The organism is Sphaerisporangium sp. NPDC049457 (assembly GCF_055586705.1).
In genome coordinates, this window is the sequence record NZ_JBVJHR010000019.1 from 25,148 (window position 1) to 38,355 (window position 13,208).

Sequence of the window (13,208 nt, forward strand, 5' to 3'; positions counted from 1 at the left end):
CGGGCCGATGCCGCGGACCGGCCGCGGCCATCGCCGGCCGGCCATGGACCACGGCGCGGGTCAGTTGTCCCGGCGGGCGAACCGGTTGAAGATGCGCTCGCCGGCGTTGACCGCGCCCTCGGCGACGTCGCGCAGGACGCCGATGAACGGGTCCTGGGACTGCGCCCACGACTCGCGGTAGGACCGGGCCGCGGCCTTGACCTCCTCGGAGAGCTTGGCGTTCGCGTCGTCCTCCCGGCGGGGGTAGTCGCCCTGCAGGATCGTGGAGTACTCGCCGTCGCGCCGCCACCTGTCGAGCTCGGCCACGCGCATCACCGCGAACGGGTGGGTGGAGCCGAGGAGGTTGAGCACCTTGAGCAGCCCGTCGCGCACGTCGCCGGCGGTGTCGTACTCGCGGGCCTGGTCGAGGAAGGCCTCGATGTTCATCTCGTGGAGGCGGGACCCGCCGGCGAGCTTCATCAGGGCGCGCATGCCGGCCTCGGGGTCCTGCCCGCAGAGCAGGCCGCCGCGGTCGGCCGACAGCTCGGCCTTGCGGTGCCACTCTTCGAGGGCGGTGACTATGACGCGCAGCCCGATGTAGCCGAGCGGGATCCACGCCACGCGGGTGGCGAGCCGGGTGAGGATGGCCAGCATCGTGCCGTACACGGCGTGGCCGGACAGGATGTGCGCGGTCTCGTGGCCGACGACGAAGCGCAGCTCCTCCTCGTCCATGAGGTCGAGCAGACCCGTGTTGATCACGATGAACGGATCGTCGAAGCCGATGGCCATGGCGTTCGGCCGGGGGTCCTGCTGGACGTAGACCTCGGGAATGCGGTGCAGGTCGAGCAGGTAGGCGCTGTCGCGGCCCATGTCGTACAGGCCGCGGAACTGCGTCTCGCTGGCCCGCACCGAGGAGGCCAGGAACATCAGCCGCAGGCGGCGCTCGCTGAACAGGCCGGACATGCGCTTGAGCACCGAGTCGAAGCCCGACAGGGAGCGCATCGCGACGAGAGCCGACCGGTCGGCTGGATGCTCGTAGGCCCGGGAGCTGATGCCGGGCAGCTGGACACGGTTGCGATCCGGGGTGGTGGTGGTCATGGTCGGCATGCTACGTCGGGGCGGATGCCCGCGCGCGGCCTTGCACCATTGCTTCCCGCGCGCCGTGGGGCCCGTCAGGGGCCGCCGGTAGGGCGGGGGCGGGGGCTCGCGGCCCTGAGCGGCACGTTAGGGTCCCACGCATGAGAAATGGGTCCCCTACCAGGCGGCTTGGCATCATGGGCGGGACGTTCGACCCGATCCATCACGGCCACCTCGTCGCGGCGAGCGAGGTAGCCCATCACTTCAACCTGGACGAGGTGGTGTTCGTCCCCACCGGCCGGCCGTGGCAGAAGGCCGAGCAGACGGTCTCGGCGGCCGAGGACCGGTACCTCATGACGGTCATCGCGACCGCGTCCAACCCGCGCTTCTCGGTGAGCCGCATCGACGTGGACCGTCCAGGCCCGACCTTCACGATCGACACTTTGCGTGACATCGCGGGAATGTACGAGCCCGGCGCGGAGCTGTACTTCATCACCGGCGCCGACGCGCTCGCGCAGATTCTGAGCTGGCGGGATGTCGACGAGCTGTTCACCATGGCGCATTTCGTAGGCTGTACCCGTCCCGGGCACCTGCTGCAGGACCCAGGGCTTCCCGAGGGAAAGGTCAGCCTCATCGAGATACCGGCGCTCGCGATCTCCTCCTCTGAGTGCCGTCAGCGCGTGGCCGCCGGGGAACCCATCTGGTACCTGGTTCCCGACGGGATTGTTCAGTACATCAACAAGCGGGGCCTTTACCGGGCATCCTGATAATGGGAATGCTGGACCTCGTAACCTTCACAGGAGGAACAAGCCACATCGTGACAGCATCCGAGAGATCACGTCAGCTCGTCCGGCTCGCCGCCGAGGCCGCGGCCGAGAAGCTGGCCGATGACATCATCGCCTACGACGTGAGCGAGCAACTGGTCATCACCGACGCCTTCGTGCTCTGCTCCGCCTCCAACGACCGCCAGGTCCGCGCCATCGTCGACGAGATCGAAGAGCGGCTGCGCATCGAGGCCCACGCCAAGCCCGTCCGCCGTGAGGGCGAACGAGAGGGCCGCTGGGTGCTCCTGGACTTCCTGGACATCGTGGTGCACGTCCAGCACGAGGAGGACCGCACCTTCTACGCCCTGGAGCGTCTGTGGAAGGACTGCCCCGCCATCGCCCTTCCGGACAGCGTGACGCAGGTCCGAGCTCAACGGGCCCGCGGGACGGCAGGTGAGTGACGGCGGGCGCGCGGGCCGTCGCGTCGTGTTTTGGCGTCACGGCCAGACGCTGTGGAACGTCGAGCAGCGCTTCCAGGGGCACACCGACATCCCGCTCGACGAGACCGGCGTCGCCCAGGCCGAACGGGCGGCGTCCTTGCTGGCGTCGCTGCGGCCGTCCCTGATCGTCTCCTCGCACCTGCGGCGCGCGCAGGACACCGCCGCCGCCCTCGGCTCGATCGCCGGGCTCGACGTGATGGTCGACAAAGATCTGCGCGAGCGCGGCGGCGGCGAGTGGGAGGGGCTCACCCGCGCCGAGATCGCGGCCGGCTGGCCCGTCCAGTACGCCGAGTGGGAGGCGCCCGGAGGCGAGGCGGTGACCGACGTCGCCGACCGCGTCGCCGCCGCCACCCGGCGCTGGGTGTCCCGGCTGGAGGAGGGCGGGCTGCTCGTGGTCGCCTCGCACGGCGCCGCGATCCGGCTCGGGCTCGCGCGCCTGCTCGGCCTGCCCGAGGAGCTGTGGCCGATCCTGGGCGGCCTCGGCAACTGCTCCTGGTCGGTTCTGCAGGAGGGCCGCAAGGGCTGGCGCCTGCTGGAGCACAACGCCGGGACGCTTCCCGAGCCCGTCAACAGCGACGACCGCCCCGACACCGCCCCCGCCGCCGTCTGACCCGCCTCCGCCGGCGGCCGTGGCCGGGGTCCGACCGGCGGGCCGCCGCGCGGAACACGAGATGTCGATTAGGTCAACGGAGGGTTGTGGCTATATGCTCTCCGAGCGCCGCAAGGGGAACACCCCGAGCGGTGACCAGGGGCTATGGCGCAGCTGGTAGCGCGCCTCCATGGCATGGAGGAGGTCTGGGGTTCGAATCCCCATAGCTCCACCCTCCCGAAGGGCCAGGCAGAGATGCCTGGCCCTTTCGTTTCGCCGACCCGTCACCGATCCCGGTGCGGCGCGTCATTCCTCGTCGAGGGTTTCCAAGCGGGCGGTGAGGTCGTTCGCGAAGCGCTCGAGAAGGCGGCCGAAGGTCTGGCGATCCTGCGCCGACCAGCCTGCGAGGGCGTCGCCGAACCAGCCGAGGACGGTCTGCAAGTAGCGGTCGACGACGGCGGTGCCCTCGGGGGTCTGCTCGATCAGCCGGGCACGCTGGTCGTGCGGATCAGGGAGCCGGCGCGTCAGGCCGCGCCGCTCCAGCTCCTGTAGCTGCCGGGTGACGTGCGGTCCCACGACCTGCATGCGCGCGGCGATCTCGCCGATGCGCAGCGGCTTCGCGACCATGTGCAGTGTGATCAGGACCGACATCGCGGGCCGGTCCAGGGCGACACCGGCCCCCTCCATGGCGCGTTCGAAGAGCCGGCCGCGGTGCAGTACGTTGCCCAATTGCGTTACGCGGGGTAGCACCGCGAGCAGGTCGAGTTCGCCATCGTCTCCGTGCCCGGCGTTCTCGGCGTTCCCTGTTGCGTCTTCGGTGTTCCCTGCGTTCCCCGCGGTCGACGACCGTGTGTCAGCCATCACACTCCATTGAATACCTAAGTTAGGTATATAGTTGTCCCGGACTCTCCAGGAGCGGGCGCTCGCCCGTGCCCGAGGAAAGGCTACCTAAGTTAGCTATCCATTATGGAGGAGGGGCGAATGAGCACGACGTCGAAGGGCCGGGTGCTGATCTCCGGCGCGAGCATCGCCGGTCCCGCGCTGGCCTACTGGCTGCACCGGTACGGCTTCGAGGTCACGGTCGTGGAGAAGGCGGGCGCGGTGCGCGGCGGCGGGTATCCCATCGACATCCGCGGCACCGCGCTCGAGGTCGTCCGGCGGATGGGCGTGCTTCCCGCCCTCCAGGCGGCTCACGTCGACACCCGGCGGATCACCTTTCTCAACCCGGACGGCAGCGTGATCGCCGCCATCCCGGCCCAGCCCGTGGCGGAGGGGACCGCGGCCGGCGACCTGGAGGTGCGCCGCGGCGACCTCACCGAGATCCTCTACAACGCCGTCCGCGACAAGGTCGAGTTCTTGTTCGACGACACCATCACCGCCCTCGACGCCCGCGCGGACGGCGTCGACGTCAGCTTCCGCGGCGGGGGACGGCGCACGTTCGAGGTGGTCGTCGGCGCCGACGGCCTGCACTCGCACACCAGGGGCCTGGTCTTCGGCCCCGAGGCGCGGTTCCACCGGTACCTCGGTTACTGCTTCGCCGGCTTCACCGTGGCCAACGACCTGGGGCTCTCGCGCGAGGGCGTCATGTGGAACACCCCGGGCCGGGCGGCGGCCCTGTATGCCGTCGGCGACGGCGACACGGTGCACGGGCTGCTGAGCTTCAGCCGGCCGGAACCGCCGTTCGAGGCCTTCCGGGACCCCCGCGCGCAACGCGACCTCGTCGCGTCGATCTTCGATGACGCAGGGTGGGAGGTGCCACGCCTGGTCGCGGCCATGCGCACGGCCGACGATCTGTTCTTCGACGTCGTGAGCCAGATCCGGATGCCCCGGTGGTCCGCCGGCCGGGTCGTTCTCGTCGGCGACGCCGCCCATGCCCCCTCGTTCCTCAGCGGACAGGGGTCGAGCCTCGCCCTCGTCGGCGCCTACCTGCTCGCCGGGGAACTGGCCGCCGACCCCGACCACGTGGCCGCGTTGGACGCCTACGAACAGCGCGCGCGGGCGTTCGTCGAGATGAACCAGGCGCTCGTCACGGAAGGCGACGCCACCCTCTTCCCCGGTACCGACGAGGCCCTGGCGCGACGCAACAGGATGCTGCGCGGCCTGACCGTCATGCCCAGCGGGGAGGGGCGGCCCGCCTACTCGGCGCTCACCCTCCCGGACTTCATCGGCGCCGGGCGACACGCTGAAGGATAAGCGCTTGTCGCGGGAGGACGGCGGCTGGTAGCCCTGGCGGGTGATGTTCGCCAGCAAACCCACGCTGACCGGTGAGCGGGTCGTGCTCCGCCCGGCCGGTCCCGAGCACGTCGAAGGCCTGTGGGAGCTCGTCCACGACCCCGAGACCGTGCGCCTGACCGGCTCGCACGCCAAGTTCACCCGCGCGGCCATAGAGAAGTGGTACGCCACCAGAGGAGAGCAGGACGACCGGCTCGATCTCGCCATCTGCGACGCCAAGGAGGGCGACTACGTCGGCGAGATCGTGCTGAACCAGCTCGACGCCGACAACCTCTCCTGCGGCATGCGCATCGCCCTGGCCGGCCCGCGGGCCTTCGGCCGCGGTTACGGCTCAGAGGCGATCCGGCTCGTCCTGGAGCACGCCTTCGAGACCGTCGGGCTGCACCGGGTTTCCCTGGAGGTCTACGACTTCAACGAGCGCGCCCGGCACGTGTACCGCAAGGCGGGTTTCGTCGAGGAGGGCGTGCTGCGCGACGCGCTGCGCTGGGACGGAGCCTGGCACGACGCGATCGTGATGTCCGTGCTCGCCCCCGACTGGACCGCCCGCCCTGCCAGGTGACCCCCTGCGAGGTGACCTCGCTGCGCCGCCATCGGTACGTCTAGAGTGAGTCAGCGGTCGAACAGAGCACTTGCCGCGAAAGTAGAGGGAAGCCGCAATTGACGCAGCAGCTGACAAATTGGGCGCGTAACATCACTTTCGCGGCGGAGCGCGTCGACGCGCCCACGTCGCTGGACGAGTTGCGCCGCCTGATCGCCGGACACGCCAAGGTGAGGGTGCTGGGCAGCGGGCACTCGTTCAACCGGATCGCCGACTCGGCCGGCGCCCTGATCTCGCTGGACGGGCTCCCTCAGGTCGTCGAGATCGACACCGCCTCGGCCTCGGTCCGGGTCTCCGGCAGCGTGCGGTACGCCGAGCTGGGACGCCGGCTGCACGACAAGGGATACGCGGTGCACAACATGGCGTCCCTGCCGCACATCTCCGTGGCCGGGTCCTGCGCCACCGCCACCCACGGATCCGGTGACGGCAACGGCAGCCTGGCGAGCTCCGTCTCGGCCCTGGAGGTCGTCACCGCCGAGGGCGACCTGGTGACGTTCGAGCGCGGGCGGGACGGCGAGGCGTTCGACGGGGCCGTCGTGGCGCTCGGCGCCCTCGGAGCCGTCCTCACGCTGACCCTCGACATCGTGCCGGCCTTCGACGTGCGGCAGTACGTGTATGACGCGCTGCCCGTCGAGGTGCTGGACGACCACTTCGAGGAGATCGTCTCCCGCGCCTACAGCGTCAGCATGTTCACCGACTGGCGCACCTCGCGGATCAACCAGGTGTGGGTCAAGGAGCGCCTGAACGAGGCCGCGGGCCCGGCGCCCCTGCCGAGCCTGTTCGGCGCCACGCCCGCCGACGGGCCCCGCCACCCCGTGCCCGGCGTGTCGGCCGTCCACTGCACCGAGCAGCTGGGCGTCCCCGGGCCGTGGTTCGAACGGCTGCCGCACTTCCGTCCCGACTTCACCCCGAGCAGCGGCGAGGAGCTGCAGTCGGAGTACATGGTGGCCAGGGGCGACGCCGTGGCCGCGCTGCACGCCCTGGGAGAACTACGCGAGCACATCGCCCCCGTGCTGCAGATCTCCGAGATCCGCACGATCGCCGCGGACCGGCAGTGGCTGAGCCCGTTCCACGAGCGCGACGCCGTGGCCTTCCACTTCACCTGGATCAAGGACCCGGACGCGGTGCTCCCGGTTCTCGGCCTCATCGAGGACCGCCTGGCGCCCTTCGCCCCTCGCCCTCACTGGGGCAAGCTCTTCACCGTTCCGGCCGAGACCCTCCAGGCGCGCTACCCCCGGCTGCCCGACTTCCGCGCCCTCGCCGGCCGGTACGACCCCACGGGCAAGTTCGCCAACGACTTCGTCGCCCGCCACCTGCTCGACGCCTCCTGAAGGCGCCGCGAGGCGGTAGAGGCGGAGGCACAGGCGTGCGGCGACACGTTCACCGTCCGGGGCGTCCCCAGCCCCTGCGGTGGACGCGTCGCCGCACGTGTTTCCTGTGGAGACATGCGATTTCGCCCTCGTGATCAATGTCGTCCCCGGATGTTTCGCCGGTGCGAGCCGCGAGTGACATCTGTGTCAACTTCCGGGCGAGGTGGGGAGCCGCCGCTTCCTGCGCCGGCCGGGCGGTGGCTCGACGGGCTCGTCCTCGGCGAGCCGGCTCAGGTACAGGTGGCGGGTCTGCTCCGTGTGGTTCTTCATGATCTCGCCGGCCAGGCCGGCGTCGCCTCCGGCGATCGCGTCGATGAGCGCGGCGTGCTCCTGCCAGGAGGTCCGGCCGCGCAGGCGGGCCACGGGCGTGTTGTACCAGCGGACCCTGCGCGACACCTGGGCGGCCAGGCCGGCGAGGACGGCGTTGCCCGACATCTCCACGACGGCCGCGTGCAGCTTGGAGTTGGCCGCGACGGCGCCGTCCACGTCGCCGGCCTCGACGGCGGCCAGGCCGCGCGCGTACAGCGCGCGCAGCCGGTCCAGGCCGTCGCCGGTGCGGTTGCGGGCCGCGAGCCGGGCGGCCTCGGCCTCCAGGAGCGCGCGGACGGCCAGGAGCTGGCCGGCCTCCTCGGCGGTGGGGGCGTGCACGAACGCGCCGTGACCGGGGAACAGGTCGACCCAGCCTTCGGCGCTGAGCAGTTGGAGGGCCTCTCTGATCGGCTGGCGGGAGACTCCCAGCATCTCGGCGAGCTCGCTCTCGGCGAGATGCCGGCCGGGGCGGAGCGACCCGCCGACGATGAGTTCGAGCAGCGCCTCGAAGACGCTCTCGCGCAGCGGGACCGGACGCGCGATCTTCGCCGGGGCGATCTTGCTCGCCGGATCGGGCCGCGGCATTTCCTCAACTCCAGAACGGGGGGACCGGGGTGGCGATGACGCGGACCCCGTCGGGAACCTCGCCGTCGACCGCCTGCCGCATACAGTCTGACGCAGCGCGAGCCTCGATGTACTCGATCACGTGGGCGGGCGGTTTCGCGTGGCGGCCGGGCGGGCGCCGTGCGCGACGCGCCAGGACGGCGGGCCGTCCGATGCCGGACTCCCGGCTTGCGGGCTCCTGGGCTGTCGCGGGCGGCGGAGCCGATCGTGTAGGACGCCTGGTGCGGGCCGTGCGTTGGCCACGAGAGGCGTCCACAATCGGTCACCTGGTGTGGTCACCAAATTACCGTGATTCGCTGCCTGGCGGGATATCAACCGCGATAGTCGGAAGGTCCAGGTCTTCGATTGAAAGGCTGCGATGAGACCCCTCAGGCACCCCCTCGCCCTCGTGATCACGGCCATCGCGATGGCCCTGTCCGTCCTGCCGGCCGCCCCCGCCTCCGCCGAGGAGCCCGAGGTGGCCATCTCGCTGTCGTCCCCCGAGGTCAACACCGGGGACGCGGTCACGGTCACCGTCAAGGTCACCAACATTCACGCCTTCACGGTGCTCAACGCCACCGCCAGGCTGTTCACCACTCCCGGCCGCCTGCCCTCCTACGCCGCGCTCGCCGGGTGTGACGGAGCGGCCGGTCCGTGCACGGCCATTCCCGGGCCCGACGGGCCCGTCGGGTTCGAGGCCCCGGTCGGGGCGCTGTCGGGCGGGGCGTCCGCCACGGTGGCCTTCGCCCTGGACATCGCGCAGAACGCGCAGGCGGGCGAGCAGACCTTCCAAGGTCAGCTCGGCGGCGCCAACTACGCCTCCGAGATCGTCACCGGACCCGTCCTGACGATCGTGAGCGAGGCGGACGCCGCCGTCGGCCTGACCGCCACGCCGAAGCTCGCCCTGCTCGTCCCCAAGATCGAGTTCACGGTGGCGGTCACCGGCAACGGGCCGGGAACGGTGCAAACGGCCACGGTGACCACGGCGCTGCCGCCGGGGTTGACCGCCACCGGCGGCGACTGCGCCGCGGGCTCCGGCGCGGTGACCTGCACGGTGGGCCCGCTGGCGCCGGGGGCCACGGCGACCAGGAAATTCTCGGTGCCGGTCGGGCTGCTGAACATCGGCGTGCCCTACACCTTCACGGCCGCCCGCACGAGCTCGGCCCCCGCCGACCCGGTTGCGGCCAACGACGGCGACCAGGTGCGGTGCACGGTCGTCTCCATCGTGCTGGTGACGTGCCACTGACCTCAGGAAGGTTTTCGGCGGTCAGTTCCCGGCGGTCCCTTCGCGCCGGGCTCCTTCCGGCGGCTCGCCGGCGAGAGCCCGGCGCGAATTCCGGCCCGGCACCCCTGGTGTGGCGGCTGATCGTCCCAAATCGCGCTTTTCCTAGGCCAAAGTCCGAATAGGCCATCCATTGATGGGCAGGGCGGATCTCCGAACCCACAAAAAGGGAGGAAGCCAATGAGCACCATCGAGCACTCGGTCGACGTGGCCGTGCCCGTCAGGACGGCCTACAACCAGTGGACCCAGTTCGAGAGCTTCCCCGAGTTCATGGAAGGGGTCGAGTCGGTCAAGCAGATCGACGACACGCGCCTGGCGTGGAGCGTCCAGGTCGCCGGCGTCCACCGTGAGTTCGAGGCCGAGATCACCGAGCAGCGCCCCGACGAGCGGGTGGCTTGGCGGTCGCTGGAGGAGCCGCGCCAGGGCGGCGTGGTGACGTTCCAGCCCCTCGACGCCGAGAGCACCCGCGTCATGCTCCAGATGGAGTTCGACCCCGAGGGCATCGTCGAGACGGTCGGCGACAAGCTGCAACTGGTCCGCATGCGCGTCCACGGAGACCTGGAACGGTTCAAGCGGTTCGTCGAGTCGCGGGGGCGTGAGACCGGCGGCTGGCGCGGCGAGGTGCCCGCGCCGCTCGACGGCGACTCGGCGGCCGCGGCCCGTACGGCGCCGGACGCCGACGTGCTGCCCGGCACAGGGAGCACGGCCGCGCCCGGGACGACCCCCGGCGCGGGGACGGCCACGGGAACGGGCTACGCCACCGGCGACCCGATGCCGCCGCAGCCGGTCCAGCGTGAGTACCCGCCGGAGACCCCGCTCCCGGCCCCGGGCAGCGGCCCGGTCTCGCCGGAGGGCACCCCGCGGTGGGACGAGGAGCCGCCCCTCGCGCCCGACCGCCCCGAGCGCCTGGCCTGACGGCGCCTGATCGAAGAGGGGGTGGGCCCCGGTGGGCCCGCCCCTTTCCCATGCCATGGCCGCGCCGGGCCGCGGGGCACGGTCATCGGCGGGCCAAGGGCGGCCATGGGCGGCGCGATGCCCCGGTAAAGCGACGGTCGGGAGTCTGTTAACATCAATGACATCCAATCATCCCATGATTCGATGTCCCTTTGATCTACGGAGACCGATCCCCGCCATGAGCATGCTCGCCACCGTCCGGCCCGCCAAGACCGCACGAGGCCGCCGGCCCGCGGTCCGGGTGACGTGGCTGGTGGCACTCGGCATCGTGCTCGCGGCGCTCAACCTGCGCACCGCCGTCACCAGCATCGGCCCGGTTCTCGACCAGGTCAGCGGTGCGCTCGGCATGTCGGGCGTCGTCACCGGCCTGCTGACCACCCTGCCGGTGCTCTGCTTCGCCGGGTTCGGCGCGGTGACGCCCTTGCTCGCGCGCCGCGCCGGCGAGCACCGCCTGCTGCTTGGAGCGCTCCTGCTCCTGGTCACCGGGCTGCTCGCCCGCGTCATGACCGGTTCGAGCGCGGTCTTCCTGGCCGCCAGCGTGGTCGCGCTGTCCGGTGGCGCGATGGGCAACGTGCTGATCCCGTCGCTGATCAAGCGGCACTTCCCGCACCGCACCGGCACCATGACCACCCTTTACGCGACGGCCCTGGCCGTCGGCACCATGCTCGCCGCCGCCGCGACGGTCCCGATCGAACGGGCCGCCGGCGACTGGCACGTCGCCCTCGGTGTGTGGGCGGCACTCGCCGCTGTGGCCGCCATTCCGTGGCTTGCGCTGACGCGCAGTGAGCCGGAGCGGAACAGCGGGCGAGAGACCGCCGGCACGCGGGCACTGGTGCGCAACCGGCTGGCCTGGGCGGTGGCCGGGTACTTCGGCACCCAGTCGCTCATCGCCTACGTGATGTTCGGCTGGCTGCCGCAGCTGCTGCAGGACCGCGGATACACCGACGGCCAGGCGGGCCTCAGCATGGCGGTCTTCACCGCGCTCGGCATCCCGGTCTCGCTGGCCGTGCCGGTCGTCGCGGCACGGGTGACCGGCCAGCGTCCCATGGTCGTCGGCCTCGGCCTGCTGTACGTCGCCGGCTTCGCCGGCATGCTCTGGGCGCCGGCGTCCGCACTGTGGATCTTCCTGCTGCTCACCGGCGTGGCGATGGGCTCGTTCCCGCTGGCTCTGACGCTCTTCGCGCTGCGCACCCGCACGGCCGAGGCCACCTCGGCCCTGTCGGCCTTCGCGCAGAGCGCCGGCTACCTCATCGCTGGAGCGGGACCGCTCGCGGTGGGGGTGCTGTACTCGGCCACCGGAGGCTGGACGCTGCCGTTCGCGCTGCTGTTCGCCGTGGTCGCGGCGCACATCGTCACCGGCTGGTACGCGGCGGGCGACCGCTATCTGGAGGACGAGCCGGCCTGACCGGCGACGCGAGACGAGCCCGCCCGATCGGCGTGGCCACCCTGTTCCCATGCCTGTTCCCATCCTCGAACAGGCATGGGAACAGTCATTGTTAGCGTTATCACGCGCGCCGGTCAAGGACCCCTCGGATAACGAATAGGGATTCACCTGGCGAAAAACGTGAAAGCTTCGCGCTGCACGATTAGGTCTTGACACTCCGGACTGTTATCGCAAACACTCATGAAATCCCCGCGAAACACAGTGGGGTCCCCTGTCCGCCCACTCCCAGCTCGGTCACGTCGTCGCCGGCACGAACCAGTGTGCCCGCTCACCGCCTCGCCGCCTCGCCGGCCGGCGGGACACGTGACACCCCCCCGAAGTCCTAGGAGAGACGATGATCAGCGACGATTCGGCGTTAACCCTTACGGCGTCCTCCCCGCGCCGGGCGTGGGCCCGGCGCCGGCCGGCGGCCTCCAGATGGCTCGCGGCGACGGCGATCGCCGTGCTAGCAGGATCCTTGATGACCGCCTGCGGCAGTGGCGGCGGTGGCGGCGGCGGTGGCGACGCCGGCAGCGGCGGCGGATCGGACAAGATCACCCTGGGCTTCGCCCAGGTGGGCGCCGAGAGCGGCTGGCGCACCGCCAACACCAAGTCGATCCAGGACGCCTCCAAGGAGGCCGGCATCGACCTGAAGTTCTCCGACGCGCAGCAGAAGCAGGAGAACCAGATCAAGGCGATCCGCTCCTACATCCAGCAGAAGGTCGACGTCATCGGCTTCTCGCCGGTCGTCGAGTCGGGCTGGGACACCGTGCTCAAGGAGGCCAAGGACGCCAAGATCCCGGTCGTGCTGACCGACCGGGCCATCGACTCCGCCGACACCTCGCTGTATGTGAGCTTCCTCGGCTCTGACTTCGTCGAGGAGGGCCGGCGCGCCGCCAACTGGCTGGTGGACGCGACCAAGGACGACAAGGGCCCCGTCAACATCGTGCAGCTTGAGGGCACGACCGGGTCGGCCCCGGCCATCGACCGCAAGAAGGGCTTCGAGGAGGTCATCGCCGCGGACTCGAAGTTCAAGGTCATCGCCTCCCAGACCGGCGACTTCACCCGCGCCAAGGGCAAGGAGGTCATGCAGGCCTTCCTCAAGGCGCAGCCCGACATCGACGTGCTGTTCGCCCACAACGACGACATGGCGCTCGGCGCGATCCAGGCCATCGAAGAGGCCGGCAAGAGCCCCGGCAAGGACATCAAGATCATCTCGATCGACGGCGTCAAGGACGCCTTCACCGCGATGACCGAGGGCAAGATCAACGTGGTCGTCGAGTGCAACCCGCTGCTCGGCCCGCAACTCATGGACATCGTCAAGAAGGTCGTCAAGGGCGAGCAGGTGCCCAAGCGCATCCAGACCGAAGAGGGCGTCTTCACGCAGGACCAGGCGGCCGCGGCGCTGCCGAACCGCAAGTACTGAGTCCCGGGGGGGGGGGAGGGGGGGGGGGAGGGGAGGGAGGGGGGAGGGGGGAGGGGGGGGGGGGGGGGGGGGGGGGGGGGGGGGGGGGGGGGGGGGGGGGAG

13 protein-coding genes and 1 tRNA gene are annotated in these 13,208 nt (G+C 70.9%); 11 read left to right on the forward strand and 3 right to left on the reverse strand.

The window, feature by feature from the left end:
* Positions 1 to 60 precede the first annotated feature (60 nt).
* A complete protein-coding gene (locus ACZ6QO_RS27510; RefSeq protein WP_465854573.1) occupies positions 61 to 1,077 on the reverse strand; it encodes a M48 family metallopeptidase in 1,017 nt (338 codons plus the stop codon).
* Positions 1,078 to 1,217: 140 nt separating this feature from the next.
* Between ACZ6QO_RS27510 and nadD the strand changes: the two genes are divergently transcribed.
* The 4 genes from nadD (at position 1,218) to ACZ6QO_RS27530 (ending at position 3,141) form a co-directional block, all read left to right on the forward strand.
* Complete coding sequence (gene nadD, locus ACZ6QO_RS27515) at positions 1,218 to 1,823, forward strand: nicotinate-nucleotide adenylyltransferase (RefSeq protein ID WP_465854575.1); 606 nt, start codon at positions 1,218 to 1,220, stop codon at positions 1,821 to 1,823.
* 50 nt (positions 1,824 to 1,873) lie between these two features.
* Positions 1,874 to 2,281 carry a ribosome silencing factor gene (rsfS, locus tag ACZ6QO_RS27520; protein ID WP_465854577.1) on the forward strand — a complete coding sequence of 136 codons (408 nt, stop codon included), beginning with the start codon at positions 1,874 to 1,876 and terminating at the stop codon, positions 2,279 to 2,281.
* Between the two features lie 25 nt (positions 2,282 to 2,306).
* The gene (locus ACZ6QO_RS27525) at positions 2,307 to 2,930 is read left to right on the forward strand and encodes a histidine phosphatase family protein (RefSeq protein ID WP_465854579.1); all 624 of its coding nucleotides are present in this window, start codon (positions 2,307 to 2,309) and stop codon (positions 2,928 to 2,930) included.
* Positions 2,931 to 3,068: 138 nt separating this feature from the next.
* Positions 3,069 to 3,141, forward strand: a tRNA-Ala gene (locus ACZ6QO_RS27530).
* A gap of 74 nt (positions 3,142 to 3,215) precedes the next feature.
* Here the strand turns inward: ACZ6QO_RS27530 and ACZ6QO_RS27535 are convergent.
* Positions 3,216 to 3,770, reverse strand: coding sequence for a MarR family winged helix-turn-helix transcriptional regulator (locus ACZ6QO_RS27535; protein ID WP_465854581.1), 555 nt, complete (start codon positions 3,768 to 3,770; stop codon positions 3,216 to 3,218).
* 120 nt (positions 3,771 to 3,890) lie between these two features.
* Here ACZ6QO_RS27535 and ACZ6QO_RS27540 point away from each other — a divergent pair, with 120 nt between their 5' ends.
* The 3 genes from ACZ6QO_RS27540 (at position 3,891) to ACZ6QO_RS27550 (ending at position 7,070) form a co-directional block, all read left to right on the forward strand.
* Positions 3,891 to 5,102 carry an FAD-dependent monooxygenase gene (locus ACZ6QO_RS27540; protein ID WP_465854583.1) on the forward strand — a complete coding sequence of 404 codons (1,212 nt, stop codon included), beginning with the start codon at positions 3,891 to 3,893 and terminating at the stop codon, positions 5,100 to 5,102.
* 43 nt (positions 5,103 to 5,145) lie between these two features.
* A complete protein-coding gene (locus ACZ6QO_RS27545) occupies positions 5,146 to 5,700 on the forward strand; it encodes a GNAT family N-acetyltransferase (RefSeq protein WP_465854829.1) in 555 nt (184 codons plus the stop codon).
* A gap of 98 nt (positions 5,701 to 5,798) precedes the next feature.
* The gene (locus tag ACZ6QO_RS27550) at positions 5,799 to 7,070 is read left to right on the forward strand and encodes an FAD-binding protein (RefSeq protein ID WP_465854585.1); all 1,272 of its coding nucleotides are present in this window, start codon (positions 5,799 to 5,801) and stop codon (positions 7,068 to 7,070) included.
* A 186-nt stretch (positions 7,071 to 7,256) separates the two neighbouring features.
* On the opposite strand, the gene ACZ6QO_RS27555 is transcribed toward ACZ6QO_RS27550, so the two are convergent.
* A complete protein-coding gene (locus ACZ6QO_RS27555; RefSeq protein WP_465854587.1) occupies positions 7,257 to 8,003 on the reverse strand; it encodes a GntR family transcriptional regulator in 747 nt (248 codons plus the stop codon).
* Positions 8,004 to 8,400: 397 nt separating this feature from the next.
* Between ACZ6QO_RS27555 and ACZ6QO_RS27560 the strand changes: the two genes are divergently transcribed.
* From ACZ6QO_RS27560 to ACZ6QO_RS27575, 4 genes are all read left to right on the forward strand, one after another.
* A complete protein-coding gene (locus tag ACZ6QO_RS27560) occupies positions 8,401 to 9,267 on the forward strand; it encodes a hypothetical protein (protein WP_465854589.1) in 867 nt (288 codons plus the stop codon).
* Between the two features lie 216 nt (positions 9,268 to 9,483).
* On the forward strand, positions 9,484 to 10,218 hold the full coding sequence (locus ACZ6QO_RS27565) for an SRPBCC family protein (protein ID WP_465854591.1): 735 nt from the start codon (positions 9,484 to 9,486) through the stop codon (positions 10,216 to 10,218).
* A 217-nt stretch (positions 10,219 to 10,435) separates the two neighbouring features.
* Positions 10,436 to 11,662: a CynX/NimT family MFS transporter gene (locus ACZ6QO_RS27570; RefSeq protein ID WP_465854592.1), complete on the forward strand. Its 1,227-nt coding sequence runs from the start codon at positions 10,436 to 10,438 to the stop codon at positions 11,660 to 11,662.
* A 499-nt stretch (positions 11,663 to 12,161) separates the two neighbouring features.
* The gene (locus ACZ6QO_RS27575; RefSeq protein WP_465854594.1) at positions 12,162 to 13,106 is read left to right on the forward strand and encodes an ABC transporter substrate-binding protein; all 945 of its coding nucleotides are present in this window, start codon (positions 12,162 to 12,164) and stop codon (positions 13,104 to 13,106) included.
* Positions 13,107 to 13,208: the final 102 nt, after the last annotated feature.

What these genes read in the sequence shown, in the direction of transcription:
- ACZ6QO_RS27510 (WP_465854573.1), bottom strand. Translation starts at nt 1,077, where the DNA reads ATGACCACCACCACCCCGGATCGCAACCGTGTCCAGCTGCCCGGCATC.
- nadD (WP_465854575.1), top strand. Translation starts at nt 1,218, where the DNA reads ATGAGAAATGGGTCCCCTACCAGGCGGCTTGGCATCATGGGCGGGACG.
- ACZ6QO_RS27535 (WP_465854581.1), bottom strand. Translation starts at nt 3,770, where the DNA reads ATGGCTGACACACGGTCGTCGACCGCGGGGAACGCAGGGAACACCGAA.
- ACZ6QO_RS27540 (WP_465854583.1), top strand. Translation starts at nt 3,891, where the DNA reads ATGAGCACGACGTCGAAGGGCCGGGTGCTGATCTCCGGCGCGAGCATC.
- ACZ6QO_RS27545 (WP_465854829.1), top strand. Translation starts at nt 5,146, where the DNA reads ATGTTCGCCAGCAAACCCACGCTGACCGGTGAGCGGGTCGTGCTCCGC.
- ACZ6QO_RS27555 (WP_465854587.1), bottom strand. Translation starts at nt 8,003, where the DNA reads ATGCCGCGGCCCGATCCGGCGAGCAAGATCGCCCCGGCGAAGATCGCG.
- ACZ6QO_RS27560 (WP_465854589.1), top strand. Translation starts at nt 8,401, where the DNA reads ATGAGACCCCTCAGGCACCCCCTCGCCCTCGTGATCACGGCCATCGCG.
- ACZ6QO_RS27565 (WP_465854591.1), top strand. Translation starts at nt 9,484, where the DNA reads ATGAGCACCATCGAGCACTCGGTCGACGTGGCCGTGCCCGTCAGGACG.
- ACZ6QO_RS27570 (WP_465854592.1), top strand. Translation starts at nt 10,436, where the DNA reads ATGAGCATGCTCGCCACCGTCCGGCCCGCCAAGACCGCACGAGGCCGC.
- ACZ6QO_RS27575 (WP_465854594.1), top strand. Translation starts at nt 12,162, where the DNA reads ATGACCGCCTGCGGCAGTGGCGGCGGTGGCGGCGGCGGTGGCGACGCC.